This is a genomic window from Neisseria subflava, from assembly GCF_024205705.1.
Lineage (GTDB): Bacteria > Pseudomonadota > Gammaproteobacteria > Burkholderiales > Neisseriaceae > Neisseria > Neisseria subflava_D.
The window spans coordinates 2,414,296-2,438,459 of the sequence record NZ_CP073115.1; the positions used below are offsets into that span (position 1 = coordinate 2,414,296).

Annotated in this window: 26 protein-coding genes and 1 pseudogene; 15 read left to right on the forward strand and 12 right to left on the reverse strand. The window is 51.3% G+C overall.

Annotation, left to right across the window (positions count from 1 at the left end; translation table 11 throughout):
* Window positions 1-23: 23 nt before the first annotated feature.
* The 3 genes from KCG54_RS11630 to KCG54_RS11640 all read right to left on the reverse strand — a co-directional run bounded on the left by KCG54_RS11630 (window position 24) and on the right by KCG54_RS11640 (window position 3,626).
* Window positions 24-1,880, reverse strand: a complete 1,857-nt coding sequence (locus tag KCG54_RS11630; RefSeq protein ID WP_254324254.1) for a ribonuclease catalytic domain-containing protein — start codon at window positions 1,878-1,880, stop codon at window positions 24-26.
* A 108-nt stretch (window positions 1,881-1,988) separates the two neighbouring features.
* A complete protein-coding gene (locus tag KCG54_RS11635; protein WP_254324255.1) occupies window positions 1,989-2,909 on the reverse strand; it encodes a patatin-like phospholipase family protein in 921 nt (306 codons plus the stop codon).
* 99 nt (window positions 2,910-3,008) lie between these two features.
* A complete protein-coding gene (locus KCG54_RS11640) occupies window positions 3,009-3,626 on the reverse strand; it encodes a tellurite resistance TerB family protein (RefSeq protein ID WP_107868135.1) in 618 nt (205 codons plus the stop codon).
* A gap of 305 nt (window positions 3,627-3,931) precedes the next feature.
* Between KCG54_RS11640 and rsgA the strand changes: the two are divergent.
* Window positions 3,932-4,635: pseudogene (rsgA, locus tag KCG54_RS11645) on the forward strand (ribosome small subunit-dependent GTPase A).
* Between the two features lie 113 nt (window positions 4,636-4,748).
* Here rsgA and KCG54_RS11650 read toward each other — a convergent pair.
* The 6 genes from KCG54_RS11650 to KCG54_RS11675 all read right to left on the reverse strand — a co-directional run bounded on the left by KCG54_RS11650 (window position 4,749) and on the right by KCG54_RS11675 (window position 10,901).
* Window positions 4,749-4,943 (reverse strand): virulence regulator, encoded by a 195-nt coding sequence (locus KCG54_RS11650; protein WP_070606506.1) that lies wholly within the window; start codon window positions 4,941-4,943, stop codon window positions 4,749-4,751.
* A gap of 20 nt (window positions 4,944-4,963) precedes the next feature.
* A complete protein-coding gene (metG, locus tag KCG54_RS11655) occupies window positions 4,964-7,027 on the reverse strand; it encodes a methionine--tRNA ligase (RefSeq protein WP_254324256.1) in 2,064 nt (687 codons plus the stop codon).
* 127 nt (window positions 7,028-7,154) lie between these two features.
* Window positions 7,155-8,408: a UDP-N-acetylglucosamine 1-carboxyvinyltransferase gene (gene murA, locus KCG54_RS11660; protein ID WP_049333045.1), complete on the reverse strand. Its 1,254-nt coding sequence runs from the start codon at window positions 8,406-8,408 to the stop codon at window positions 7,155-7,157.
* Between the two features lie 196 nt (window positions 8,409-8,604).
* Window positions 8,605-9,522 carry a permease-like cell division protein FtsX gene (ftsX, locus tag KCG54_RS11665; RefSeq protein WP_049323027.1) on the reverse strand — a complete coding sequence of 306 codons (918 nt, stop codon included), beginning with the start codon at window positions 9,520-9,522 and terminating at the stop codon, window positions 8,605-8,607.
* Entirely contained in the window at window positions 9,519-10,169 is a 651-nt protein-coding gene (ftsE, locus tag KCG54_RS11670) for a cell division ATP-binding protein FtsE (protein WP_003681151.1), read from the reverse strand. Before ftsE ends, ftsX begins: the two co-directional genes overlap by 4 nt.
* Before the next feature lie 249 nt (window positions 10,170-10,418).
* On the reverse strand, window positions 10,419-10,901 hold the full coding sequence (locus KCG54_RS11675; RefSeq protein WP_049349226.1) for a TlpA disulfide reductase family protein: 483 nt from the start codon (window positions 10,899-10,901) through the stop codon (window positions 10,419-10,421).
* Window positions 10,902-11,070: 169 nt separating this feature from the next.
* Here KCG54_RS11675 and arsC point away from each other — a divergent pair, with 169 nt between their 5' ends.
* Both arsC and KCG54_RS11685 read left to right on the forward strand, forming a co-directional pair.
* Window positions 11,071-11,430, forward strand: a complete 360-nt coding sequence (gene arsC, locus KCG54_RS11680) for an arsenate reductase (glutaredoxin) (protein ID WP_004519164.1) — start codon at window positions 11,071-11,073, stop codon at window positions 11,428-11,430.
* Between the two features lie 25 nt (window positions 11,431-11,455).
* Window positions 11,456-12,112 (forward strand): YdcF family protein, encoded by a 657-nt coding sequence (locus tag KCG54_RS11685; RefSeq protein WP_188208956.1) that lies wholly within the window; start codon window positions 11,456-11,458, stop codon window positions 12,110-12,112.
* Window positions 12,113-12,182: 70 nt separating this feature from the next.
* On the opposite strand, the gene KCG54_RS11690 is transcribed toward KCG54_RS11685, so the two are convergent.
* Together KCG54_RS11690 and KCG54_RS11695 are read right to left on the reverse strand one after the other, a co-directional pair.
* Complete coding sequence (locus KCG54_RS11690; RefSeq protein WP_254324257.1) at window positions 12,183-12,440, reverse strand: hypothetical protein; 258 nt, start codon at window positions 12,438-12,440, stop codon at window positions 12,183-12,185.
* 117 nt (window positions 12,441-12,557) lie between these two features.
* Window positions 12,558-13,652 (reverse strand): ABC transporter substrate-binding protein, encoded by a 1,095-nt coding sequence (locus tag KCG54_RS11695; protein ID WP_254324258.1) that lies wholly within the window; start codon window positions 13,650-13,652, stop codon window positions 12,558-12,560.
* A 159-nt stretch (window positions 13,653-13,811) separates the two neighbouring features.
* Here KCG54_RS11695 and gltX point away from each other — a divergent pair, with 159 nt between their 5' ends.
* Window positions 13,812-15,206, forward strand: coding sequence for a glutamate--tRNA ligase (gene gltX, locus KCG54_RS11700; protein ID WP_254324259.1), 1,395 nt, complete (start codon window positions 13,812-13,814; stop codon window positions 15,204-15,206).
* A 65-nt stretch (window positions 15,207-15,271) separates the two neighbouring features.
* Here the strand turns inward: gltX and KCG54_RS11705 are convergent, their stop codons facing one another.
* Window positions 15,272-16,228, reverse strand: coding sequence for a DUF2167 domain-containing protein (locus KCG54_RS11705; protein WP_254324260.1), 957 nt, complete (start codon window positions 16,226-16,228; stop codon window positions 15,272-15,274).
* A 429-nt stretch (window positions 16,229-16,657) separates the two neighbouring features.
* Between KCG54_RS11705 and KCG54_RS11710 the strand changes: the two genes are divergently transcribed.
* The 11 genes from KCG54_RS11710 (at window position 16,658) to KCG54_RS11755 (ending at window position 23,936) form a co-directional block, all read left to right on the forward strand.
* Complete coding sequence (locus tag KCG54_RS11710) at window positions 16,658-16,996, forward strand: hypothetical protein (protein WP_004519158.1); 339 nt, start codon at window positions 16,658-16,660, stop codon at window positions 16,994-16,996.
* A gap of 59 nt (window positions 16,997-17,055) precedes the next feature.
* The gene (locus KCG54_RS11715; RefSeq protein ID WP_003747824.1) at window positions 17,056-17,391 is read left to right on the forward strand and encodes a zinc ribbon domain-containing protein YjdM; all 336 of its coding nucleotides are present in this window, start codon (window positions 17,056-17,058) and stop codon (window positions 17,389-17,391) included.
* Between the two features lie 41 nt (window positions 17,392-17,432).
* Complete coding sequence (locus KCG54_RS12075) at window positions 17,433-17,621, forward strand: peptidylprolyl isomerase (protein ID WP_366766742.1); 189 nt, start codon at window positions 17,433-17,435, stop codon at window positions 17,619-17,621.
* A 34-nt stretch (window positions 17,622-17,655) separates the two neighbouring features.
* Window positions 17,656-17,892, forward strand: coding sequence for a zinc-ribbon domain-containing protein (locus tag KCG54_RS11720; RefSeq protein WP_049333028.1), 237 nt, complete (start codon window positions 17,656-17,658; stop codon window positions 17,890-17,892).
* A gap of 180 nt (window positions 17,893-18,072) precedes the next feature.
* Window positions 18,073-20,382 (forward strand): DNA helicase RecQ, encoded by a 2,310-nt coding sequence (recQ, locus tag KCG54_RS11725; RefSeq protein WP_254324261.1) that lies wholly within the window; start codon window positions 18,073-18,075, stop codon window positions 20,380-20,382.
* A 223-nt stretch (window positions 20,383-20,605) separates the two neighbouring features.
* Window positions 20,606-21,055 (forward strand): HvfX family Cu-binding RiPP maturation protein, encoded by a 450-nt coding sequence (locus tag KCG54_RS11730; RefSeq protein WP_254324262.1) that lies wholly within the window; start codon window positions 20,606-20,608, stop codon window positions 21,053-21,055.
* A gap of 96 nt (window positions 21,056-21,151) precedes the next feature.
* Entirely contained in the window at window positions 21,152-21,424 is a 273-nt protein-coding gene (locus KCG54_RS11735) for a hypothetical protein (protein ID WP_188212983.1), read from the forward strand.
* 86 nt (window positions 21,425-21,510) lie between these two features.
* Complete coding sequence (locus KCG54_RS11740) at window positions 21,511-22,353, forward strand: HvfB family MNIO-type RiPP peptide maturase (protein WP_049323685.1); 843 nt, start codon at window positions 21,511-21,513, stop codon at window positions 22,351-22,353.
* A complete protein-coding gene (locus KCG54_RS11745) occupies window positions 22,343-23,029 on the forward strand; it encodes an HvfC family RiPP maturation protein (protein ID WP_070822606.1) in 687 nt (228 codons plus the stop codon). Before KCG54_RS11740 ends, KCG54_RS11745 begins: the two co-directional genes overlap by 11 nt.
* 142 nt (window positions 23,030-23,171) lie before the next feature.
* Complete coding sequence (locus KCG54_RS11750; protein WP_254324263.1) at window positions 23,172-23,750, forward strand: sigma-70 family RNA polymerase sigma factor; 579 nt, start codon at window positions 23,172-23,174, stop codon at window positions 23,748-23,750.
* A gap of 12 nt (window positions 23,751-23,762) precedes the next feature.
* Window positions 23,763-23,936 carry a hypothetical protein gene (locus KCG54_RS11755; RefSeq protein ID WP_049323681.1) on the forward strand — a complete coding sequence of 58 codons (174 nt, stop codon included), beginning with the start codon at window positions 23,763-23,765 and terminating at the stop codon, window positions 23,934-23,936.
* Window positions 23,937-24,164 lie beyond the last annotated feature (228 nt).

The following is a 24,164-nucleotide window of genomic DNA, read 5'->3' on the forward strand; positions in this document are numbered from 1 at the left end:
TTTTTTCAAACGAAATAACGTTATCAGCCCGGTAAAACGGCTTTTTGATAGTTGAGCGCGATAAACTGCTTCTCGGCATCCAATTCAGTGATTTTGAACAATGCCTGCGATTTGGGCAGCGCGTCAAACGGAATACCGGTCGCGCGCGTTACCAGCGGCAGGCCTTCAATGCGGACGAGGTCTTCTTTGAGGATGGTGGCCGTCAGCTCGCTGGTGCCTTGCTGTTGCAGATAGACGAGGCTCCAGTAGGCTTCCATCTGACGTTGGAAGTCGGCGTAGGCTGTATAGGCGGCATCAAAGTCGCGCAGCGCGGCGAAAAGCTCGGCATCGCTGTTTTGATACAGCGGCTCGGCAGAATTGTCGATCAGGCTGATCAGCTGCTTTTGGTTGATGTAGTCGGCGGCGCGGCGCAGCGGCGAGGTAAACCAGCCGTAATGCTGCACGCCCATGCCGATGTGCGGCTCGGATTTGGTGCTTATGCGCACTTTGCCTGCCGGTTGGACGCGGAAAAGGCCGGGCAGCTCGTTTTCATCCAGCATTTGCGCCCAAGTGCTGTTAGCAAGAATCATCATCTCGCTGACCAGCGTATCGATGGGCGAACCGCGTTCGCGACGGACGACGGATACGTTGCCTTCCTCATCCAATTCGATGCTGTAATCGTATTGCGGCGCACGGTCGGGTTCGTATTTGCCGCGTGCTTTTTGTAAGGCGATAGCAAATTGATAGAACCAAATCAGGTCTTGATGGTGGGCAAACATCATTTCGCCTGCTTCGTCCAAGCCGGTTTCGGTATTGAAATGCGGCTCGATGGTTTGAATGCGCAGGTTTTCGGCAATGTTGACCGCTTCGATTTTGCAGGTCGGCTCGCCGACGTTGAATTCGCCGTCCACATCGAAATAAATGCTGACGGCAGGACGGTACGCGCCTACATCAAGGCTGAACGCGGCAATCCAGTTTTCGGGCAACATGGTGATTTTGCCGCCGGGGAAATAAACCGTGCTCAAGCGTTCCATGATGTTTTTTTCCATTTTGTCGCCTTGTTTAATGGCAAGCGACGGCGCGGCGATGTGGATGCCGACGCGTTTCATGCCATTGCCCAAGTCGGTCAGGCTTAAAGCGTCGTCCACTTCGGTGGTTGATTCGTCGTCAATGGAAAAGGCGGTAACATCAGCCTTGGGCAAGTCGGGCATTTCAGGAAGCGGAAGGTCGGGGAAGCCTGTTCCTTTTGGGAAGTATTTGATTTCAAACCCGTCTTGCAGGTATTGGGGAATCGACGTAATGCCGCCCGTTTTTTTCGCCAGTTCGTAGGCGGAGATTTTCAGCTCGTCGGCAGCTTTGGTAAAGGCTTTGTAGGTCAGCGACTGCTTGTCGGGTGCGTGTAAGATGGTTTTCAAATCCGCCGCGATTTCAGACGGCATCTCGCCGCGTTTCAAGGCTTCTGCCCAAGCGTCGATTTGCGCGTCTTGCTGTTTTTTGCGTTCGATGGCGGCAAGCGCTTGTTTTAAAGTTTCTTCGGGCGCGGCTTTGAACACGCCTTTGGCTTTTTTGTAGAAATACATCGGCGCGGCGTACAGCGCAATCAAAGTCGCCGCCAGCTCGGTTTTGGTCGGCGCATGGCCGTAATATTCTTCGGCGATGGCTTCGGCGGTAAATTCCTCTTCGCCGCATACTTCCCACAATAAATCGGTGTCGATGTCCGCCGCCTGCGCCTGCGCGTTCTCCAAAAATGCCGCCATATCGCCGTCAAACTCGGCAAAGACATTGTTTGCCTTCACTTTGGTGCGCTTGCCGTGTTGGGTATCGACTTGGTAGGTGGCGTCGTTTTTTTGGACGATGGAGGCAACTTTGAATTGGCCGGACTCTTCGTAAAAGATATTCATTTTTTTAGGATTTTATAATTTGTAGGAAACGCGTGATTTTAGCAGATTTGCACAAGAAAGGCCGTCTGAAAAACATACTTTCAGACGGCCTGTTCAAACGGCGGATGATTAATACTGATATGCCGCCAGTTTGCGTTTGATTTCAGGCAGGGCGGCGCGTGCGGCCTGTTCGCCCAATTGGATGGCGCGTTGTTTTTGGTCGAAACCGCCAACCGAACCCAGCTCCAAAACCTGCGGTTTGATGACCACATTGGCTTGTCCCAATTCTTGGCGCAACGCAGTTTGGCTCATTACGTTGAAGGTTTGGTCAAGATAGGAGAACATGCCTTGGCTGACGTTTTTGGCCGGACGGGCGGAAATATCGACGGCAATGATGAAGTTTGCGCCCAATTTTTTCGCCGCGCTGACCGGTACGGGTTGCGACAGGCCGCCGTCTACATATTTGCGGCTGCCGATAACGACAGGTTGAAACACGTTCGGAATCGAAGCAGAAGCGCGGACTGCTTGTCCGGCATTGCCTACGTTGAACACCACCGGTTTGCCACTTTCAAAATCGGTCGCAACAGCGGCAAATTTGATGGGGAACTGCTGCATCGGGCGGTTGCCAACTTTGCGGTTGATGTAGTTTTGCAGTTTTTCGCCTTTGATGAAGCCGCTGGTGGACAAGGTCAAATCCACTAAATCGGTTTTACCCAAAATTTCCGCTTCCAATTCGAGGCGGTCGGGCGACATTCCCGAAGCGTACATACTGCCGACAATCGAGCCGGCGGATGTACCGGTAACGATTTTGATCGGGATATTGTTTTCTTTCAAAACCTTAATAATGCCGATATGGGCAAAACCTTTGGATGCGCCGCCGCCCAAAGCCAGCGCAACCGTGGCTTTCGGTTTGGGTGCAGTATGAGAAACCGTATTTTGACCCTGCGTAGAAGGTTTGGATTGCGGCGCGTTGCCGCTCGGACAGGCAGCCAATACCAAGACGGACGAAGCGGCTAAAAACGTTTTGAATGTGGAAAAAAGTTTATTCATGTTCAGACAGCCTTTAATATGTCGAAGGGGTTATTTTACTCTGAAATTAAGTCGAAAGGCCGTCTGAAATTAGGATTCAGACGGCCTTTTAAATCTAGCTTAAGCCAATTCGAGCTGTTTTTCCAAACTTTCGACCAGTTGGTCGTCCAAATTCAAAGCTTGGGACAAACGGCTCAGGAACACGATTTCCTTGCGCGACAAGTCCGCGCAGACCAATCGGGCCGCCAGATAAGTTTCGGCTGCTAAAGCCTCGTCGCTGCCGACAGAAGCGGCAATTTGCTCGATGGAGGCCGGTTGCGCATATTCCGCCTGCAACCATGCCGCCGTTTCCGCATCGCTGCCGCTTTCACGCTCAATGGCCGCGCGTTCCGCATCGTCAATCAGGCCGTCTGAAGCCGCCGCCGCAATCATTGTTTGCAAAATTACACGGCTGTGGTTTTCACCAATCAGGCCGGCAGGTTGGAACGCACTTTGCGGCAATTCGTCCTGTTGGCGGTTTTGTTTCCAGTTTTGATAGCCTTTATAAGCCAGAAAACCCAAAGCGGCGACTGAGCCGGCCTTGACCAGCTTCTTCGCGTTTTTCTTTTTCAACAGCATCGATGCCAAAGCACCCGTCAACGCGCCGCCGCCGAAAGAATTAAGCGGGCTGTCCGCCACCGCTTTGCCGCCTTTTTGAGCCGCACCCAAAACCTGATTGAGTAACTGACTGAAATCCATAAAAAATCTCCTGAAAACAAATACATTGCAAATATAGGGCAGAAACACCAAAAAACCAAGCCAAAGAAAGTTAAAAGGTGCAAACAAGTTTTCAGACGGCCATAGCCGACTTTCGGTACAATCACACCATTCCAAACAATAAATCCCATCATGACCGATACCGCCCAAATCATTACCAGCTATGGCCGCCGTTATATCGTCCGCACCCCGACGGCCAAACATATGACGCCACCACCCGCAAAAAACGCGTCGATTTCGCCTGCGGCGACCAAGTCCGCATCAGCCCCATCAACGGTGAACAAGTCGTGATCGAAGACTACCTCCCGCGCGAAAGCCTGCTCTACCGCCAAGACGCGTGGAAAACCAAACTGATTGCCGCCAATGTTACCCAACTGCTTATCGTAACCGCCGCCAGCCCCTCACCCAGTGAAGCCCTGTTGCAACGCGCCCTCCTCGCAGCCGAAGCGGCCGGCATTAACGCCGTCATCGTCCTCAACAAAGCCGACCTCCCCGAAACCGCCCAATGGCGCGAGAAACTCAAATTCTACGAAACCCTTGGCTACCCGTGGTCGAAACCAACGCATTGGAAAACGCCGACATCCTGCGTCCCATTTTAGAAGGGCAAACCAACATCCTGCTCGGACAAAGCGGCATGGGCAAGTCCACCCTGACCAACGCCCTACTCGGCAACCAAGCCGCCCGAACCGGTGACATTTCCACCGCGCTCGACTCCGGCAAACACACCACCACCCACGCCCAACTGTACGATTTAAACGCAGAAACCCGACTCATCGATTCCCCCGGCCTGCAAGAATTCGGCCTGCACCATCTCCAAGCCGCCGATTTATTGCAATACTTCCCGACCTGCGCCACCTTATCGGCCAATGCCGTTTCCACAACTGCACCCACCGCGCCGAACCCGGCTGCGCCGTCAAAGCCGCTGTCGAATCAGGCGAAGCCAAACCCGAGCGCATCGAATTTCTGCAACGTGTTACCGATGAATTGTTGAGATAAAGTTTGAGTGGAAATAAGCGTTTGGATAAATAAAAAGGCCATCTGAAAGTTTCAGACGGCCTTTTTTTAAAGAATAACCAAATTTACCTTTCAACCGGCACTGCTACCTTAGCGGGAAAGTGACGGTGCTTTTCGTGGCGGATTGATCATGAGAAGAACGGCTTCTTCAATTTGTTTGTCCTCCCGATCATGGAGCTCTACCGGAAACTTCAGACGCAATACTGTCACAATAGCGCCAACCGATAAGCCTGCGGCATGAAGCAACTCAATTTCTTTAAGTACTGGAGCGGAAAGGTTTAACATGGTTTCTCCTTATGGTTTGGCTAAGCCTTAGCCCACTTTATCCCGGGTTGCGCGCCTGCGTCAACGTCGAGGAGCTTCAGTTTGCCCTCTGCCGTGGCGGCGGAGAGGATCATGCCTTCGGATACGCCGAATTTTGCCATTTTGCGCGGGGCGAAGTTGGCGACGGCAATGACCATGCGGCCGTTCAATTCGGCAGGGTTGGGATAAGATGCGGCGATGCCGGAGAAGATGATGCGTTTTTCAAAACCGAAATCGAGGTCGAATTTCAAAAGTTTGGTGCTGCCTTCAACGGCTTCGCAGTTCAATACTTTGGCGACGCGCATGTCGATTTTCATAAAGTCGTCAAAGCTCGCTTGTTCGGCGACTTTTTCGTATTTGCTCTCTTCGGCGGCAGGCGCGGCTGCGGCGGCGATGCTTTGTTTGTTGGCTTCGATTAAATCGTCCACTTGTTTTTGCTCCACTCGTTGCATTAAATGTTCGTACTTGTTGATGGCGTGTTCGCCCAAGGTTTCGCGTGTATTTGCCCAAGTGATGGTTTCCAAATTCAGGAATTTGGCGGCATTTTCGGCCACTTTCGGCAATACGGGGGCGAGGTAGGCGGTCAACATGGTAAAGGCGTTGATGAGCTCGCTGCACACTTCATGCAGGCGTGCGTCTTGGCCTTCTTGTTTCGCCAGTTCCCAAGGTTTGTTGGCATCAACGTATTCGTTGACAATGTCCGCCAATGCCATGATGTCGCGCAGGGCGCGGGCGTATTCGCGGTTCTCGTATTGCTCGGCGATGGTCTCGCTTTCGGCAGCGAGTTTTGCCAGCAATGCGCTGCCTGAAACGTCTTTCAGACGGCCTTCAAAGCGTTTGGCGATGAAACCTGATGCGCGGGCGGCGATGTTGACGTATTTGCCGACGAGGTCGCTGTTGACGCGGCTGATAAAGTCTTGCAGGTTCAAATCGATGTCTTCGATTTTGCTGTTGAGTTTAGCGGCAATGTAGTAGCGCATCCACTCGGGGTTCAGGCCTTGTTCCAGATAGGATTTGGCGGTGATGAAGGTGCCGCGCGATTTGGACATTTTTTGCCCGTCCACGGTCAGGAAGCCGTGTGCGTACACGCCGGTCGGGGCGCGGTGGCCGGAGAAATGCAGCATGGCGGGCCAGAACAGGGCGTGGAAATAGAGGATGTCTTTGCCGATGAAGTGGTACATCTCGGTTTGGCTGTCGGCTTTGAAGTATTCGTCGAAATCGACGCCGATGCGGTCGCACAGGTTTTTAAACGAGGCCATGTAGCCGACGGGCGCGTCCAGCCAAACGTAGAAGTATTTGCCCGGCGCGTCGGGGATTTCGAAACCGAAATACGGCGCGTCGCGGGAAATGTCCCAGTCGGACAGGGTGGTTTCTTCGCCTTCGCCCAGCCATTCTTTCATTTTGTTGAGGGCTTCGGGTTGCAGATGGGGCTTGCCGTCGTGCGGGTTGTTGCCGGAAGTCCATGCTTTGAGGAAGTCGGCGCATTCGCCGAGTTTGAAGAAGAAGTGTTCGGATTCGCGCAATTCGGGTTTGGCACCGGAAACGGCGGAATACGGATTAATCAGTTCGGTCGGGGAATAGGTCGTGCCGCAGACTTCGCAGTTGTCGCCGTATTGGTCTTGGGCGTGGCATTTGGGGCATTCGCCTTTGACGAAGCGGTCGGGCAGGAACATTTGTTTTTCGGGGTCGAAAAGCTGCTCGATGACGCGACTTTCGATTTTGCCGTTAGCTTTCAATGCGCGGTAAATGTCTTGGGAAAACTGTTTGTTTTCAGGGGAATGGGTGCTGTAATAATTGTCGTAGCCGATGCCGAAACCGGTAAAGTCGGCGAGGTGCTCTTCGCGCACTTTGGCAATCATGTCTTCAGGCGCGATGCCTTGTTTTTGAGCGGCAAGCATCACGGGCGTGCCATGGGTATCGTCGGCGCAGCAGTAGTAGCATTTGTGGCCGCGCAGTTTTTGGAAGCGTACCCAAACGTCGGTTTGGATGTGTTCGACCATGTGGCCGAGGTGAATGCTGCCGTTGGCATACGGCAGCGCGGAAGTGACAAGGATTTTGCGTGTCATGGTTTGTGCTTTTAAAAACAATGGATAAAGATGTTGGGAATTATACCGCAAAACAATACGCAAAGGCCGTCTGAAACCCGATTGCCGGTGTTTCAGACGGCCTTTTATTTATCGGCTGCGTATGGAATTAACCGCGTACGCGTTCGATTTTTGCGCCTACGCCGCCGAGTTTTTTCTCGATGTATTCATAGCCGCGGTCAAGGTGGTAGATGCGTTCGACGATGGTTTCGCCATCTGCGACCAAACCGGCCATGACGAGGCTGGCGGAGGCGCGCAGGTCGGTTGCCATCACGACGGCGCCGGAGAGTTTCTCTACGCCTTTGATGTAGGCGGTGTTGCCTTCGGTGGTGATGTCTGCGCCCATGCGGTTGAGTTCGGGAACGTGCATGAAGCGGTTTTCAAAAATGGTTTCCACCACGCGGCTGCTGCCTTCGGCAATGGCGTTCATGGCCATAAACTGCGCCTGCATGTCGGTTGGGAAGCCAGGGTGGACGACGGTACGGATGTCCACGGCTTTGGGGCGTTGTTGCATGTCGATGGAAATCCAGTTGTCGCCTGCTTCGATGATGGCGCCGGCTTCGGTCAGTTTGTCCAATACGACTTCCATGGTTTTAGGGGCGGCATTGCGCAGGACGACTTTGCCGCCAGTCATGGCGACGGCGCAGAGGAAGGTACCGGCTTCGATACGGTCGGGAACGACGCTGTGTTCGCAGCCGTGCAGCTCTTTTACGCCTTCGATGGTCATGGTTGCTGTACCGATGCCGCTGATTTTTGCGCCCATTTTAACGAGGCATTCGGCCAAATCGACGACTTCGGGCTCTATGGCGCAGTTTTCGAGGATGGTGGTGCCTTCGGCAAGCGTGGCCGCCATCAGCAGGTTTTCGGTACCGCCGACGGTTACGACATCCATGGTGACGCGCGTGCCTTTCAGACGGCCTTTGGCTTTGACGTAACCGTGTTCGATGGTGATTTCCGCACCCATGGTTTCGAGGCCTTTGAGGTGTTGGTCAACCGGGCGCGAACCGATGGCACAACCGCCGGGCAGGCTGACTTGGGCTTCGCCGAAGCGGGCGAGGGTCGGGCCCAAAACCAAAATGGATGCGCGCATGGTTTTTACCAGCTCGTAAGGTGCGCAGGTGTTGTTGACGGTGCCGCCGTTGATTTCAAATTCGGAGATGTTGTCGGTCAAAACGCGTGCGCCCATGCCTTGCAGCAGTTTTTGGGTGGTTTTGACGTCGGCGAGCATGGGTACGTTTTTCAAGCGTAAAGTGCCGGAAGTCAGTAGACCGGCACACATCAGCGGCAGGGCGGCGTTTTTTGCGCCGGATACGATGATTTCGCCGTTGAGGGGGCCATTGGCAGAGATTTTGAGTTTGTCCACAGGATGTCTTTCGTTATTTGTCTGCACGGCTTATGCCGCACAAATGAAATGAGATGAATAATAAACCATCAATTATAAGGGATTATGCCCTTGCTGTTAGATTTGGCAGTATTAAATTTTCACAAGGTTTGTTTAAGTTGCGAAAGGATAAGATTTCAGGCCGTCTGAATGGTTCAGACGGCCTGTTTGCCAAGGCTTATTTTTTGGCTTTGAAGCCTAAGAGGTGTTGCGTGGTGGCCAGCCATGCGCCGAATACGCCCAGCGCGATGACGAAGCCGAATACCAGCGACACTTCGCTAAATGTGAAGAAACGCCAGCCGATGTTCAGGCCGTAGGGTTTGAAAATTGCGTCCACCAGCGGCTGTACTTCGGCCAAAAGCCAAGCCGACAAGCCCAAGCTGACGGCGGCGGAGAAAATACTCTGCCACATTGCCTGATAAAGGAAAGGACGGCGGATGAAGGAAGCGGGCGCCCCCAACAGCTTGGTGATTTCCAACTCTTCTTTGCGGCTGAGGATTTGCAGGCGGATGGTGTTGTGTGCCACCAAGACAAAGGCCATGCCCAAAGTCAGCGAGAGGAACCATAAAATCTTGCGGATAAATTCATTAATACGATAAAGGGTTTGTACCCATTCGGTATCCATGGTTGCCGATTCGACGCGCGGCAGTTTGGTAATGTCTTTATAGATGGCCTGCATCTGATCCGGAGAAGTGGCAGGGTCGGGCGTAACGATAAAGACATCGGGCAACGGGTTGCCATCGAGCATGGAAACGAGGTTTTGGTCGAGATTGGTCTGCAATTCTTCCAAACCTTCCTGCTTGCTGATAAAGCGGACTTTATCGATACGGCTGTCGCGTTGGAGCAGGTTTTTCACCGTATCGGCATCAGAACTTGCCGCATCGGTGTCCATATAAACCGTAATCTGCGGCGACTCGTTGAGTTTGCCCAATACGCTTTGCCCGCTTTGGATGCCCAAATACATAAACAGCGGCAAGGTCATGGCAACGGCAAGCATGAGCAGGGTCAGCAGCGTGCCGATGGGTTGGCGCAAAAGCTCTTTGAGCGCGGCGCGTGCCGATTCGACGTGTAACGAGATATAGTGAATCATACTCATGCGAGGCGTCCTTTCTGCAGGCGCAAGACGCGGTGGCCGTAATCTGCCATCAGCGTTTCATCGTGCGCCGCAACAATCACGGTCGTGCCTGCTTCGTGGAAGGTTTTGAACAATTCCATAATATCCAGCGCATAGGCGCGGTCGAGGCTGGCGGACGGCTCGTCGGCAATCAGCAGGCTGGGTTGGTGAACCACTGCACGCGCGATGCACAAACGCTGTTGTTCTCCGCCGGACAAAGTGATGGGCATATCGTTTTCGCGGCCTTTCAAGCCGACTTTCTCAATCGCAATACGCGCGCGCTCTTCCGCTTTGCGCGGCTGGTAGCCACTAATCCGCAAAGGCAGGATAACGTTTTGCAAGACATTGCGGTCGTAGAGAATTTTGTGGTCTTGGAAGACAATGCCGATATGTTGGCGCATAAAGCCGATCTGATTGTCGCTCAAGGTGCCGAGGTCTTGATTGTTGAACCAAACCTTGCCTTTGGTAGGCTTGGTAATGCCTGAAATCAGCTTCAAAATGGTGGATTTGCCCGAACCCGAATGGCCGGCGATAAAAATCATCTCACCTTTGTTAATCTGGAAACTGACATTTTTCAGGGCTTCGAAACCGCCGGGATAGGTTTTGGAAACTTGTTCGAAACGGATCATGGGTTTTCCTGAAAATAGGGATTCAGACGGCCGGCGTCATCGATAGGGCAACATGCCGTCTGAAAAAATGGGGATATTCACAGATTATAAATATTTCGGCTGCTTTTTGATAGTGAAACCCCGGTTCTGCCTGTGGATACACTGTCGGTTTGCAACACAAAGCAATATGGTTTGAAAAAAAGGCCGTCTGAACGATTGGGTTTCAGACGGCCTCGATATCAGCGTAGGTTAAGTACCCTATCCGCTGTTTTATTTACATTTGGTTTTGGCCAAATTCACGGCGGCGGTCAGGCTTTTTTCGTTGACTTCGCCGGTGATGGTTTGTTTGTAGCCGCATTTCGGCGCTTCGACGACTGTGAAGGGCAATACGCCGACGTTGTTGCCGTGGGCTTTCATGAAGTTGCGGCTGTTGGCGCCGGTGTAACGCCAAATCGGGTAGCTGACCGGCGTTTGTTTTAGGAACTTGCCGATGTTGTCGGTCGTATCCAGCGCGATGCCGACCATATCGACGCTGCCTTTTTTCTGCGCTTTGTACCATGCGGACATGGCGGGCATTTCTTTACGGCAGGGGCCGCACCAGGTTGCCCAAAGGTTGACCACGCGCACGGGGGCTTTGAGCGATTCCAGGCTTTGCGGTTTGTTGTCCTGCCAACCTGCCGTTTCATCGGCAGCAAAGGCCGGCGCAGCGGTAAAAACGGTGGCGGACAGTAGAAGGGCGGTTAAGGCTTTCATGGTTGTATCCTTGAGGTTGCCAATCGAAATTGTGTTTATTGTAAAACGGTTTGGTGGGCATGCCTACCGATTCGTATCAAGATATCAGGTAAAAAGTTTGAGTAAAAATCAGTTGCAGACGATAATAACTGCCATCATTGAATGATTTTGCAATAATACGGAGACTTTCATGCCGTCTGAATTCACACTTTATCACAACCCGCGTTGCAGCAAATCGCGTGCCGCGCTGGCTTTACTCGAAGAAAAAGGCGTTGCCGCCGACGTGGTCAAATATCTGGATACCGCGCCCGATTTGGCGACTTTGCAGGATATGTTTGCCAAACTCGGCATCGAATCGGTGCGCGGCATGATGCGCACGAAAGATGATTTGTACAAAGAATTGGGTTTGGACAACCCCGATTTGGACAATGCCGCCCTGCTTCAGGCAATCGCCGAACACCCCGCCCTGCTCGAGCGTCCCGTTTTGGTAACGCCTACGCGCGCAGCCATCGGCCGTCCGTTGGAAAACATTGCCGCCCTACTCGGCTGACGGGGTTGGATAAGGCCGTCTGAAGATGATTTCCCTGCTTAAAAGCCGCAATGGCCTGCGATACTACCTGTTTCGCGGCCTTGCTTTGAGCGTTTTGCTGGTGTGCGGTATTTTTTTGGCCGGCACATGGCAGATTTACCGGACAGGTTTGCAAACCTTGCCGAAGGACGCTCATGCCGATGCGGCGGTGGTATTGGGTGCGGCGGCGTGGGACAAACGCCCGTCGCCGGTATTCCGTGAACGCATCAACCACGCCATCACGCTCTACCAAAGCCATCGGGTTGGCAAAATCATTTTCACCGGCGGTACGCCCAAAAAAGGATTTATGACCGAAGCCGAAGTGGGGCGCCGATACGCGCTCAAGCAGGGTATACCGGCGCACAATATCCTGTTTGAAAACACGTCGCGCAACACTTACGAAAACCTGCGCAATATCGTCCCCATCATGCACGCCAACGGAGTCGGCAGCATTATCGTTGTCAGCGACCCGTATCATTTGGCGCGCGCCGAAGAAATGGCCGCCGATTTAGGCTTGTCAGACGCGCAGTTCTCCGCCACACCGACCACGCGCTTTGATGAGCGCAGCAAGAAAGCCAAGTTCCTGATGCAGGAGAGCTATTCTTTGTTTCTCTACCGTATCGGCAAATGGAGCGATGCGGTTTGGAATTGGATAAGCAGTTGAGCCTTCGGTAATCCATGTAAAAGGCCGTCTGAATCCTTTTAGGTTTCAGACGGCCTAAATGTATGCTTACTTATTGATATTGATTTGCAGCTACACTGCCAAAAAAGACTACAGCCAGTACCAGATAAATTACCATTACGATGACAAACAGAATCAAGGCAGCCTTGAAATAATTGGCTTTATTCGGATTGGTGTTTGAGCCGAATGCCCATACAAGCATCATAACTATATTGACCAGCGGAATCATCAAAATCAAGTTTGTTAGCAACCATTCTTTGACGCTTACAATCGGAGCCTGTTGATGGCCGATTTGGTTTTGTCCGTTCATACGTACCCAGTAATTTTGTTGAAAGAACAGTAATTATACTCATTAAATCTTTATCGGCATAGCATGTTCAGGCCGTCTGAATCTTCAGACGGCCTGAGCCTATGATTTTTGCAGCCGCTATTTCAATCGGATGTAAAATGTACCGTCCGGCACGACGGGCAGGTATTTGCGGTAGAAGTCCAGATAGGTCTTGTTTGGGTCTATGTCGGCAAACTGCTGCGGATACAGGGTTTTGGCGATAAATTGCGCGCTGGCCAAATCGGCGATCGAGCGGGAGGCGGTGTGGTAGATGCCGTAAACGCGTTTGTTTTTGACGGCAGGAATGTCTGTCCAGCCTTTGCGTTTGACAAATCCGGCCAGGCGGCGTTGCGCATCGGCCTGGCTGATGCCTATACCCATCGCCATAATGCCAGGCTTGTCTTTATGGCCGTTTTCCGTCCCCGAAATGACGATGACGTCGGGTTTGGCCGTCAGGAATTTTTCAGGGTTTATCGGTCCCCAGTTTTTAACGTAAGGCGCGGCGATATTGTTGCCGCCTGCTGTGTCGGCAATCGCGCCCCACATATCTTTGCCGAAGGTGTAGCTGTATTCGGACGGGCCTTTGTCGCCGAACTCGATATAGATTTTCGGTTTGGACTGCTTGGCGCGCGCGACGCGTTTTTGGATGTCGGCAATGCCTCGGGCGTATTCGGCGGCAATTTTTTGGGCGCGCGCCTGCGTACCGTTGAGTTCGCCGAAAATTTCCGCACTGCGCGTGTGCCGCGCGACGGTTTCGGCGTTGAAATCGACCACGACGACGGGTATGCCTGCCGCTTCAATGCGCGGCAGGTGGGTGGCGACGGCCTTATACTGCCAGTCGGCCAGAATCAATACGTCCGGCTTGAGCGCGAGCGTTTTCTCCAGTGAAAACGTGCCGGTGCTGATGTTGCCGATGTCCGCAATGTTTTGCAGCGTAGGCAGCTTCTGTTTGAACATCGCCCAGCTGCCGGGATTGAATTTCTCCCAAAACTCACGCGAAATGCCGATGACGTTTTTAAATTTGTCCGCGCCCGTTACCGCGATATAGTCGGGATAGTAAAACGCCAAAACCGCGCGTTTGACAGGGACATCGACTTTGACTTCGCGTCCCAATACGTCTTTGATAGTTTTGATTTCGGCTTGGGCAAAAAGGGGCAGGAGGGCGAGGGCGGCAAATAAAGCGCGTTTGTTCATGAGCGGATACTTTCAAAGAAATGATTATCATTTGTCTTGTTTTCAGGAGAAAAGTTCCCAGACGGTCTTTCTGCGCTGACATTATTTTCAGACGGCCGTACATTGTTTAAACCTTGCCAAAAAAGTAAAATACCTGTTTTCAAAGACTTTGGAGCCATCATGACCGTCAAAACCCGTTTCGCCCCCAGCCCCACCGGCTACCTGCACATCGGCGGCGTACGCACCGCCTTGTTTTCATGGGCGTTTGCCCGCCATCATAAAGGCGAGTTCCTATTGCGTATCGAAGACACCGACTTGGCGCGCTCTACTGCCGAATCCGTCAATATCATCCTCGACGGCATGAAATGGGTCGGCCTGAACTACGACAACGCCGACAACGTCGTTTACCAAACCCGCCGTTTCGACCGCTACAAAGAAGTCATTGCCGAACTTTTAGAAAAAGGCCATGCCTACTACTGCTATTGCAGCAAAGAAGAGCTGGAAGCCATGCGCGAGAAAGCCGAAAAAGAAGGCACGGCGACTTACGACCGCCGCTGGCGTCCGGAAGAAGGCAAAACCCTGCCCGAAATCCCTGCCGACGTGCAACCTGTTGTCCGTTTCAAAACACCTTTGGACGGTGTTACCCAATGGACAGACTTGGTCAAAGGCGAAATCTCCATTCCCAACGAAGCGCTTGACGACCTGATTATCGCCCGCGCCGATGGCACGCCGACTTACAACTTCTGCGTCGTGGTGGACGATTACGATATGGGCGTTACCCACGTTATCCGCGGTGATGACCATGTGAACAACACCCCGAAACAAATCAACATCTTAAAAGCCATCGGCGCAAATCTGCCCGAATACGGCCACCTGCCCATGATTCTTAACGAACAAGGAAAAAAAATCTCCAAACGCAGCGGCGATACCGTTGCCATTACCGACTTTGGCGCAATGGGTATCCTGCCCGAAGCCATGCTCAACTATCTGGCACGCTTGGGCTGGGCGCACGGCGACGATGAATTCTTCACGATGGAACAATTCATCGAATGGTTTGATTTGAAAGACGTTTCCCCGTCTCCAAGCCGTATGGACTTGAAAAAACTCTACTGGACTAACGGCGAACACATCAAAATCACCGCTAACGAAAAACTGGCCGAAATGGTGAAACCGCGTCTCGCTCTGCGCGATATCCATGAAACAAGCAAGCCTGCTTTGGAAGACGTGTTGGCATTGGTCAAAGACCGCGCCCAAGACCTGAACACGCTTGCCGACGAGTGCCTCTACTTCTACGTCAAACAAACCCCTGCCGAAGCAGACGTGCAAAAACACTGGGACGACGAAGCCGCCGCCCGTATGCTGCGCTTTGCCGAACGCCTCGAAGGGCTGGAAGACTGGAATGCCGAAGCCATCCACGACCTCTTCAAACCTTTCTGCGACGAAGAAGGCATCAAAATGGGCAAACTCGGTATGCCCCTGCGCCTCGCTGTCTGCGGTACGGCAAAAACCCCAAGCGTCGATGCCGTATTGGCATTAATCGGCAAAGAAGAAGTGTTGAAACGGATCCGTTCGTAAGGCATGAATGATAAAAGGCCGTCTGAAATGTTTCAGACGGCCTTTTTATTTTGAACAGGATTTATTTATTCTTCTTCGTTCGGTTTGTTTTTATCTTTTTTGCGCCATAGGCCTTTAAACAATGCACCTGCTGCAACAGCACCGAAAATAATCAGTTTGCCGAATTTAGCCAGTAATGCGCCGGCCAAAGCTAATAATCCCAGTTTTTTTGCAGCGATACCGCCAACCAAGGCAGCCAGTCCGTATTCAGCCACTTTGTCGGTTGCGGCATTGAAATCGCTGTAGCGCTTGCCTTCATTGAATTCGATATTACCCAACAATTCTTGCACAATAGGTTTGTATTGATCTATGCTTTTCAAATCGGTGATCATAGTCAATTCAATATAGCCTTCGCGTCCCAGCTGGAAAGTATTGTAGTTGATGGCAGGATTGGGATCGGGTTCGTTTTTATTCAGAACGTCAATCGACCAAATCAGACGATGGGTCTTTGCATCATATTGCGGTTTTTCTACCCAGCCGCGTGTTTCCAATTCCGGCAGGTTGCGGGAGGCACGCTCTTTATTTTGTTCCTCGGTGCCTTCTTTCAGCTGCTCGAGCATGGCTTCAACATCCCATTCTTTGGCATCATCGTCTTTGATATAGCCGGAATCGGTAAAGGTTAGGTCTACCATCCAATTAGTATCACCGTCCTCGTTTTCCGACTCGGGGAGAATCAGGCCGTAGCGGTTGGGATCTGTGGCGTTACCTGCTTCCCTCATCATAGCGTTGGCGCGATTTTTTTTCACAAAGACCATTTTTGCAGGCAGTTTCAGTTTGGCCTGATTGCCCAAATCAACGGTTGCCGGGCCTTGGACGATCTCGTCATCAACGTAGTTCGCGATAGAGTCTGAGGCTTGTTGCGCTTCTTGCCCGGATGCCTCGACGGCAGAAGCGGTATCAGCGTTGGCTGCAGAAGCCGGCAGGGTTTGGATAGATAGTAGGGCTGCCAAAACGGCATAGGCGAGATGGTTGCTTTTCATCATAGGGTTCTCATGGAAGAAGAATTAAAAAAGATGCAGACAGCCGCAACACCATATGCTCCGGCATGACTAAAGGGTAAATTTTACAATAAATAAATCATATTTACATATTTAAATATGACTGTAATTTAAAAAATACAGGAAAGCTTTTTGACGAGAGGTAGAGCAATCGTTGAGAAATTCAAAAAGGCCGTCTGAAAATTTTTCAGACGGCCTTTTCTAATAAAACCAGAAAATAATGGAATCAGGCGGAGAATATGAGAAAATAATGCCCGCCTGTCGAAATGGATGATTGGATTAACTTTTATCGGCAGCCTAAATGTCCGGATTGGATAAAATAAGCCATCAAGAACAAAGACCAATAAGCTTATTATGTAAACTTGGCGGCTGAAAAATTTACTTTACAAATCAAACAACTTTAAAGGAAAACCCATGAAAAAAACCTTACTTGCCCTGATGATGTTATCTGCCGCCGCGGCGTATGCCGGTGAGGCGGAAGACCGTTTGCTGTCTGTCCAATCGGTTTACCGTGCCGCTTTGCATGAGCAAAACAGCAATGACAGCAAAATTATTTCCCTGCAAAGCGATTTGGAAAGCGCGCAGCGCCGTTTGCAGGCTGCGCAATCCGATATTGACCGTTTGAAAGGCGAAATTCAGACGGCCTTGGCTCAGAAAGAGCAGCAAAATGCCAAGCTGCAACAAGCCGGCCAGATGTTGGATGCGGCGTGGAATGCCGTTTACGGCGTAGGCGGCAGCAAGGCGAATCAATAATTTAGACATTGTATTATTTGCGTTTTACGCTTCTTTTATCATATTTATAAGGAAACCTCATGTCCCTACCTCCCTGCCCGAAATGCCACTCCGAATACACTTACGAAGACGGCGCCCAATACGTTTGCCCTGAGTGCGCCCATGAGTGGAACGAGGCCGATGCTGCGGCTGCAAGCGATGATGTATTGGAAGTCAAAGATGCCAACGGCGCAGTATTGCAAGATGGCGATACGGTTGTCTTAATTAAAGATTTGAAAGTCAAAGGCAGCTCTATGGTCATCAAGCAAGGCACCAAAGTCAAAGGCATCCGCCTGCAAGAGGGCGACCACAATATCGGTTGTAAAATCGATGGCAGCGCGATGAACTTGAAATCTGAGTTTGTCAAAAAAGCCTAAAGATTTTATTTTTATCTAAAAATAAATATCCCGATCAGATTATTGAAGCCTACAAGAAAGGCGGAAATTCTGCTGTAGATGATGATTATACCGTCTTTTGCCAAGCCATAAATGGCATGGATATTATGGGTAAGATTATCGAGAGCAAAACTGGTGAAAACACCAAACCCAAAAACGAGATTAAAATTGAAAAGATTGAAGTTATCAAAGATTATGACTTTAATAAATAATTTTCAGTTTAAATAAGAAAGGAATGTAATACATATGATTATCTGGGGCTATAAAGGCTATCAAAAAGAACTAGGACATACTCAGTCTGTTATCCAATGCGGAAACTGTCAACAAACCGCTCCTTGGGACATTATTGAGACGGGTCGAAAATTTTCCCTCTACTGGATTCCTCTTATTCCTTATGGAAAAAAATATTACGTCCTATGCCCAGTTTGCCAACGCGGTAAAGAAATTGAAAAACAAGAAATTAATGAATATTTAAATTATTAAAATTAAAAAGAGGCTGGTCATGAAATTACAGGCCTCTTACTCTTGTTATTTAAAAAAACAAAACATTCTTTCGGAAGGTTAACCTGAAAGGCCGTCTGAAAAAATGTCGGCAAAATGTTCCGCACATACGCGGGTGCAAAACCGTTAAAATAACGCTTTCCCCTATTCTACGGAACCATTATGCCTCAGCCGACCGCCAAACAGATTTTGCACGAAGTATTCGGTTATCCCGAATTTCGTGGCAAGCAGGAGGCTATTGTCAATGCTTTGGCCGGCGGCGAGAGTTTGATGGTGCTGATGCCGACGGGCGGGGGTAAGTCTTTGTGTTACCAGATTCCGGCGCTGATGCGCGAAGGCGTGGCGGTTGTCGTATCGCCGCTGATTGCGCTGATGAACGACCAAGTGGCCAGCCTGCATGTGGCCGGGATTGAAGCGGCGGCAGTCAACAGCAGCACATCGGCAGATGAGGCGCGCGAGATTGCCGACAAGCTTGCCCACGGCCGTCTGAAACTGCTTTATGTCGCGCCGGAACGCTTGGTTACCGATCGCTTTTTGCGTTTTCTCGACCAACAAACCATCAGCCTGTTTGCTATTGATGAGGCGCATTGCGTCAGCCAATGGGGACACGATTTCCGCCCCGAATATCAACAGCTCGGCATGCTTGCCGAACGCTATCCGAACGTCCCGCGCATCGCCCTGACCGCTACCGCCGATGCGGCCACGCGCGCCGACATCAAGCATTATCTGCACTTGGACAATGCGCCCGAATTTATTTCCAGCTTTGACCGCCCGAATATTTATTATCAGGTTATCGAAAAAAATAATGGCAAAAAACAATTGCTGGATTTCATCCGCAAGCAGATGCATGGGCAAAGCGGTATTGTGTATTGCCTAAGCCGCAAAAAAGTCGAGGATGTGGCGCAGTTTTTGTGTGAAAACGGCTTGGAGGCGATTCCGTATCATGCCGGTTTGAGCATGGACGTACGCGAGGAAAACCAACGCCGCTTTACGCATGAAGACAATATTATTGTGGTGGCGACCGTGGCGTTCGGCATGGGCATAGACAAACCCGACGTGCGCTTTGTCGCCCATCTCGATATGCCCCAAAGTGTCGAACATTTCTATCAGGAATCGGGGCGCGCCGGCCGGGACGGGCTGCCTGCCGTGAGCTGGCTGTGTTACGGCTTGAACGATTGGGTGTTGCTGCGCGAACGGATTGCAGAAGGCAACAGCGACGAAGTGCAAAAGCAAATCGAAATGCAAAAACTCGATGCCATGCTTTCCGTCTGCGAAACTGCCGCCTGCCGCCGCGTACTGCTGCTCAAACATTTCGGCGAAGAATCCGAACCCTGCGGCCATTGCGACAACTGCCTGCATCCGCCCGTGCGGTTTGACGGCACGGTGTTGGTGCAAAAATTACTCAGCTGCGTGTACCGCGCCGGACAACGTTTTGCCGCCGGTTACATCACCAACCTTTTACGCGGCAAAAGCGACGATTGGATACAGCGCAACGGCCATGACAAGTTATCCACATTCGGCATCGGCAGCGAACAGACCGACAAAGAATGGCGCAGCGTCATCCGCCAGTGCATCAGCCTGGGCTATCTCACTGTTAACGTCGAGCAGCATCAAGCCCTGCAGCTGACCGAAGTGGCAAAAAAAGTCCTCAAGGGCGAAACCGAAGTCATGCTGCGCCCCCTGCGTCGCGAAAAAACGGCCACCCAAAAGCCGAAAGACGATTGGTTGCGCACCGAGCGCGAAGAGCGTTTGTGGCAGGCATTGCGCCAATGGCGGCAACAACGTGCCCGAGCAGAGGAAGTACCAGCCTATGTGGTTTGCGGCGACAAAACCCTGCGCGATATTGTCGAAAAAATGCCCCGAAGTTTGGAAGACTTGCATCAAATCTACGGCTTGGGCGAGGCGAAAATCAATAAATTCGGTTTGGAGATACTCGACGTTTGCGAAACGGCCGAAGCCGGTACGGTTTCCACAGACAGTACACAAGTTATCCACAGCTTGGGCGGGCGCGAACAGGCCTTAAAACAGGCTTTGGAAACTTGGCGCGAGCAGCAGGCAAGTGCCGATAAAGTCACACTGGGAACGGTGTTCTCCAACGAAAGCATGGACGACTTGCTGACCAATACGCCTGCCGAACCCATCGATCTTTTAGGCGTGTATAAACTCGGCGAAAAACGCATCGAACAATACGGCGAGGGCATTTTAAACATCTGCCGCCCGTTTTCAGACGGCCTGAGCGAAGAGGACAAACGCAAACGCCGATTGATGCGCCGCCTGCTTCAGTGGAACATCGATACTGCCCGTCATGAAGGCCTCGAAGCCTATCAGATATGCAGCAAAGTCACCCTGCGCGCCATTGCCGCCCGACGGCCGCAGGATTTGGCAGAGCTGGCGGAAATCCACGGCATGAATGAGGAAAAAACCGACAAATATGGCGCGGAAATTGTCGAATTGTGCAAACAAGCGGATTAATGGATTGCGATTATCATCAAAGGCCGTCTGAAACCCAATCAAACATGGTGTTTCAGACGGCCTTTTTAAATTTTTAATCTTTATAAAACAATGAATAAGAAAATATCTTCATTTATTTTGTCAGTTTTTTAAAGCTGCCGCGTCTAAACAGGCATGAAAAATGGGATGGTGCCGATGGATTTTTCGTCTCAGCCCATTCGACACACATCGATTAGGAAAATAAATGAACACCTCATCCAACCCCTCTTGGCAGGCTGCTTTCGGTTTGTTGGCACTCAGGCTTTTTGCCGCGTATGAATTTCTTGAGTCCGGCCTGGAAAAATGGAACGGGGAAAACTGGTTTGCAGAAATAAACAGTCAATTTCCCTTTCCGTTCAATTTGTTTCCGGATACGGTCAACTGGAATTTGGCCATGTGGGCGGAACTGGTTTTGCCTGCGCTGCTCATCGTCGGCTTGGCAACGCGGCTGTCTGCGCTGGGATTGATGGTTGTAACGGCTGTCGCATGGTCTGCGGTACATGCCGGCTTGGGTTACAATGTGTGCGACAACGGTTATAAAATGGCACTGATTTATTTGGTGGTTTTATTTCCTGTCCTATTGCAGGGCGCTGGCCGTCTGTCTTTGGATGCACTGCTGAAGAAACGCTGTTGCCGCATCAAGCATTTTCTTTAAGGATTATCTTTAAGGATTAATGGTCGCGGGCCGACTTTAAATGCCCGATATTATCCCTTGATTTATTTAAACCCATATTTTAAAAAGGAAGTTGAAATGAAAAAAAATGTAGCTGCTGCTCTAGCCGGTGCACTGTCCCTGTCTTTGGCTGCCGGTGTTGTTGCCGCTGATAAAGCCGCCAGCGACGTGGCCGTTGAGAAAACTGTTAAAGCTGCCGAAGGTACTTGCGGCGCGGCTGCCAAAGCCGGTGAAGGTGCTTGCGGCGCAGCCATGAAAAAAGCACACGCCAAAAAAGGCAAAGCATCTAAAGCCAAAGCTGCCAAAGTAGTAGAAGGCAAATGCGGCGAAGGTAAATGCGGTTCTAAATAATCCTGCAACATACCTTTAACAAAGTCGCATTTTACAAACGAAAATGCGACTTTGTCGTTCATACGGCACCATAACAGGACATCACCATGATTCAACATGCAGGCTTGGGCTACCGCCGCGACTTGGCGGAAGACTTCCTCTCGCTTTCAGACGACAGCCCGATACGCTTTATCGAAGCCGCCCCCGAAAATTGGCTGAAAATGGGCGGCAGGGCGCGCAAACAGTTTGACCGCGTGGCGGAACGGCTGCCGCTGGCATTGCACGGATTATCCATGTCGCTGGGCGGACAAGCCCCGCTGGATACTGCCTTGATAGACGGAATCAAAGAAATGATGCGCCGGTATGACTGCACGTTTTTTTCCGACCATTTGAGCTACTGCCACGACGGCGGTCATCTTTACGATTTGTTGCCGCTGCCTTTCACTGAAGAAATGGTGCAACATACCGCGCGGCGTATCCGCGAAGTGCAAGACCGGTTGGGCTGCCGTATTGCCGTAGAAAACACCTCCTACTACCTGCATTCTCCGCTTGCCGAAATGAACGAAGTCGAGTTCCTTAACGCGGTTGCACGCGAAGCCGACTGCGGCATTCATTTGGACGTGAACAATATTTACGTCAACGCCGTCAATCACGGACTGTTGTCGCCTGAAGCCTTTTTAGAAAATGTGGATGCAGGGCGCGTGTGTTACATCCACATCGCCGGACACGATGTCGAAACCCCTGAGCTTTTAATTGATACCCACGGCGCGGCGGTATTGCCGACCGTTTGGGATTTGCTCGAACTGGCCTATGCCAAGCTGCCGACGATTCCGCCCACCCTGTTGGAACGCGATTTCAATTTTCCGCCTTTTGCCGAACTCGAAGCCGAAGTCGCCAAAATTGCCGACTATCAAACGCGTGCCGGAAAGGAATACCGCCGTGCAGCCTGAAACTTCCGCCCAATATCAACACCGCTTTGCCCAAGCCATACGCGAAGGCAAAGCCGCAGACGGATTGCCGCAAGAGCGGTTGAATGTCTATATCCGCCTGATACGCAACAATATTCACAGCTTTATCGACCGCTGCTATACCGAAACGCTGCAATACTTTGATAGCGAAGAATGGGGCCGTCTGAAAGAGGGTTTCGTCCGCGACGCGCGCGCCCAAACGCCCTATTTTCAAGAAATCCCCGGCGAGTTTCTCCAATACTGCCAAAGCCTGCCGCTTTCAGACGACCTCTTGGCACTGATGGACTTTGAACACACCCAGCTGCTCGCCGAAACCGCTCAAATCGACAGCCAAGCCTCGTCCGCCGATTCAGATGATTTGGCGCACACCCTTTCTTCCGCCGCCTTTGTGCGCCGTTATCAGTATGACGTGACGGATGAATTGCATGAGGCGGAAACCGCTGTTTTGGTGTGGCGCGATAAGGAAGACGACGTGATGTACCAAACCCTCGACGGTTTCGACGCATTATTGCTGGAAACGCTGGCAGAGACGCCCACTTCCCTAAACGGCCTGCAAACCATGCTGGCAGAGTTCATGCCGTCTGAAAACGTTTGGCAGGACACATTAAGGCAAAAATGGACAGAATGGCTGGAACAAGGCATTTTGGTTGCGGCATAAATCAAGGCCGTCTGAAACGGGCGCAGTCGGTTTCGGTAAAACAAAAATACTACTGAAATCGTTTATAGATTCAATCGCATGCTCTTGCCGTATCAGCGTAAAATCAGAAGCATATTGATCATTCCTTTCATACTGATACATTATGGCCCTACCCGAACTGACCGATGCCGAGCTTACCGAATCCCGTAAACTGCTGCTGCGCTTTGCCCATATCCAGCTGCCCGACCGCCCCGATTTGGCGGAAGACCTTGTGCAGGAAACCATGCTTTCCGCCTACCGCGCGGCCGAAGGTTTCAAAGGAGATGCACAAGTGAGTAGCTGGCTGTTTGCAATCTTAAAAAACAAAATTACCGACTGCCTGCGCCAAATCGGGCGGCAACGCCAAGTTTTCGTCACGCGCGACGAGGAAGCCTTGGATGAAGCTTTTGAAGGACATTTTGCCGCCGACGGGCATTGGACGGATGAAGGACAACCTCAGGGTTGGGACTCGCCCGAAGCCAGTTTGAACAATAAAGAGTTCTATCAAGTTTTGCAGACCTGCCTCTACCACCTGCCGGAAAACACCGCCCGCGTGTTTACCATGAAAGAGATTCTTGGTTTTTCAAGCGATGAAATCCGCGAACAATGCGGCATCAGCCATGCCAACTACCACACCATCATGCACCGCGCGCGCGAAACCTTGCGCCAGTGCCTGCAAATCAAATGGTTCTCCCATGTCTGACAGGAAAATGCCATGAAAAAATGCCGCAAAATAACCGATCTGATTTCCAAACAGCAAGACCAAGTGCGTCTCAGTCTTTTTAACCGCATTGCCCTTGCCGTGCACCTGTCGCTCTGTCCCCGTTGCCGCGAATATAAGAAACAGCTCGAATTAATCAGCAACGCCATGCACAAGATGTTTCGATGATTCAAAAAAGGCCGTCTGAAACCTACCCCTGTCAGTTTCAGACGGCCTTTTTGTGTCCGCTTGATTTATCGCTAATCTTGAATAAGCCGTGGCTGGCCGCTCATTTTTTTAGTTGCCTTTATTTTCAAACTTGCGCCGTTGGCCTTTGTCTTTTGAGGCATGGGAGAAAGATTCTAATACGGTAGAACAAGATAAAGGCCGTCTGAAAGATGAATTTCAGACGGCCTT

Excerpts from the sequence above, each read along its gene's own strand:
- KCG54_RS11630 (WP_254324254.1), bottom strand. The coding sequence starts at position 1,880 with ATGAATATCTTTTACGAAGAGTCCGGCCAATTCAAAGTTGCCTCCATC.
- KCG54_RS11635 (WP_254324255.1), bottom strand. The coding sequence starts at position 2,909 with ATGAATAAACTTTTTTCCACATTCAAAACGTTTTTAGCCGCTTCGTCC.
- KCG54_RS11640 (WP_107868135.1), bottom strand. The coding sequence starts at position 3,626 with ATGGATTTCAGTCAGTTACTCAATCAGGTTTTGGGTGCGGCTCAAAAA.
- KCG54_RS11650 (WP_070606506.1), bottom strand. The coding sequence starts at position 4,943 with ATGTTAAACCTTTCCGCTCCAGTACTTAAAGAAATTGAGTTGCTTCAT.
- metG (WP_254324256.1), bottom strand. The coding sequence starts at position 7,027 with ATGACACGCAAAATCCTTGTCACTTCCGCGCTGCCGTATGCCAACGGC.
- ftsX (WP_049323027.1), bottom strand. The coding sequence starts at position 9,522 with ATGAGTATGATTCACTATATCTCGTTACACGTCGAATCGGCACGCGCC.
- ftsE (WP_003681151.1), bottom strand. The coding sequence starts at position 10,169 with ATGATCCGTTTCGAACAAGTTTCCAAAACCTATCCCGGCGGTTTCGAA.
- KCG54_RS11675 (WP_049349226.1), bottom strand. The coding sequence starts at position 10,901 with ATGAAAGCCTTAACCGCCCTTCTACTGTCCGCCACCGTTTTTACCGCT.
- arsC (WP_004519164.1), top strand. The coding sequence starts at position 11,071 with ATGCCGTCTGAATTCACACTTTATCACAACCCGCGTTGCAGCAAATCG.
- KCG54_RS11685 (WP_188208956.1), top strand. The coding sequence starts at position 11,456 with ATGATTTCCCTGCTTAAAAGCCGCAATGGCCTGCGATACTACCTGTTT.
- KCG54_RS11690 (WP_254324257.1), bottom strand. The coding sequence starts at position 12,440 with ATGAACGGACAAAACCAAATCGGCCATCAACAGGCTCCGATTGTAAGC.
- KCG54_RS11695 (WP_254324258.1), bottom strand. The coding sequence starts at position 13,652 with ATGAACAAACGCGCTTTATTTGCCGCCCTCGCCCTCCTGCCCCTTTTT.
- gltX (WP_254324259.1), top strand. The coding sequence starts at position 13,812 with ATGACCGTCAAAACCCGTTTCGCCCCCAGCCCCACCGGCTACCTGCAC.
- KCG54_RS11705 (WP_254324260.1), bottom strand. The coding sequence starts at position 16,228 with ATGATGAAAAGCAACCATCTCGCCTATGCCGTTTTGGCAGCCCTACTA.
- KCG54_RS11710 (WP_004519158.1), top strand. The coding sequence starts at position 16,658 with ATGAAAAAAACCTTACTTGCCCTGATGATGTTATCTGCCGCCGCGGCG.
- KCG54_RS11715 (WP_003747824.1), top strand. The coding sequence starts at position 17,056 with ATGTCCCTACCTCCCTGCCCGAAATGCCACTCCGAATACACTTACGAA.
- KCG54_RS11720 (WP_049333028.1), top strand. The coding sequence starts at position 17,656 with ATGATTATCTGGGGCTATAAAGGCTATCAAAAAGAACTAGGACATACT.
- recQ (WP_254324261.1), top strand. The coding sequence starts at position 18,073 with ATGCCTCAGCCGACCGCCAAACAGATTTTGCACGAAGTATTCGGTTAT.
- KCG54_RS11730 (WP_254324262.1), top strand. The coding sequence starts at position 20,606 with ATGAACACCTCATCCAACCCCTCTTGGCAGGCTGCTTTCGGTTTGTTG.
- KCG54_RS11735 (WP_188212983.1), top strand. The coding sequence starts at position 21,152 with ATGAAAAAAAATGTAGCTGCTGCTCTAGCCGGTGCACTGTCCCTGTCT.
- KCG54_RS11740 (WP_049323685.1), top strand. The coding sequence starts at position 21,511 with ATGATTCAACATGCAGGCTTGGGCTACCGCCGCGACTTGGCGGAAGAC.
- KCG54_RS11750 (WP_254324263.1), top strand. The coding sequence starts at position 23,172 with ATGGCCCTACCCGAACTGACCGATGCCGAGCTTACCGAATCCCGTAAA.
- KCG54_RS11755 (WP_049323681.1), top strand. The coding sequence starts at position 23,763 with ATGAAAAAATGCCGCAAAATAACCGATCTGATTTCCAAACAGCAAGAC.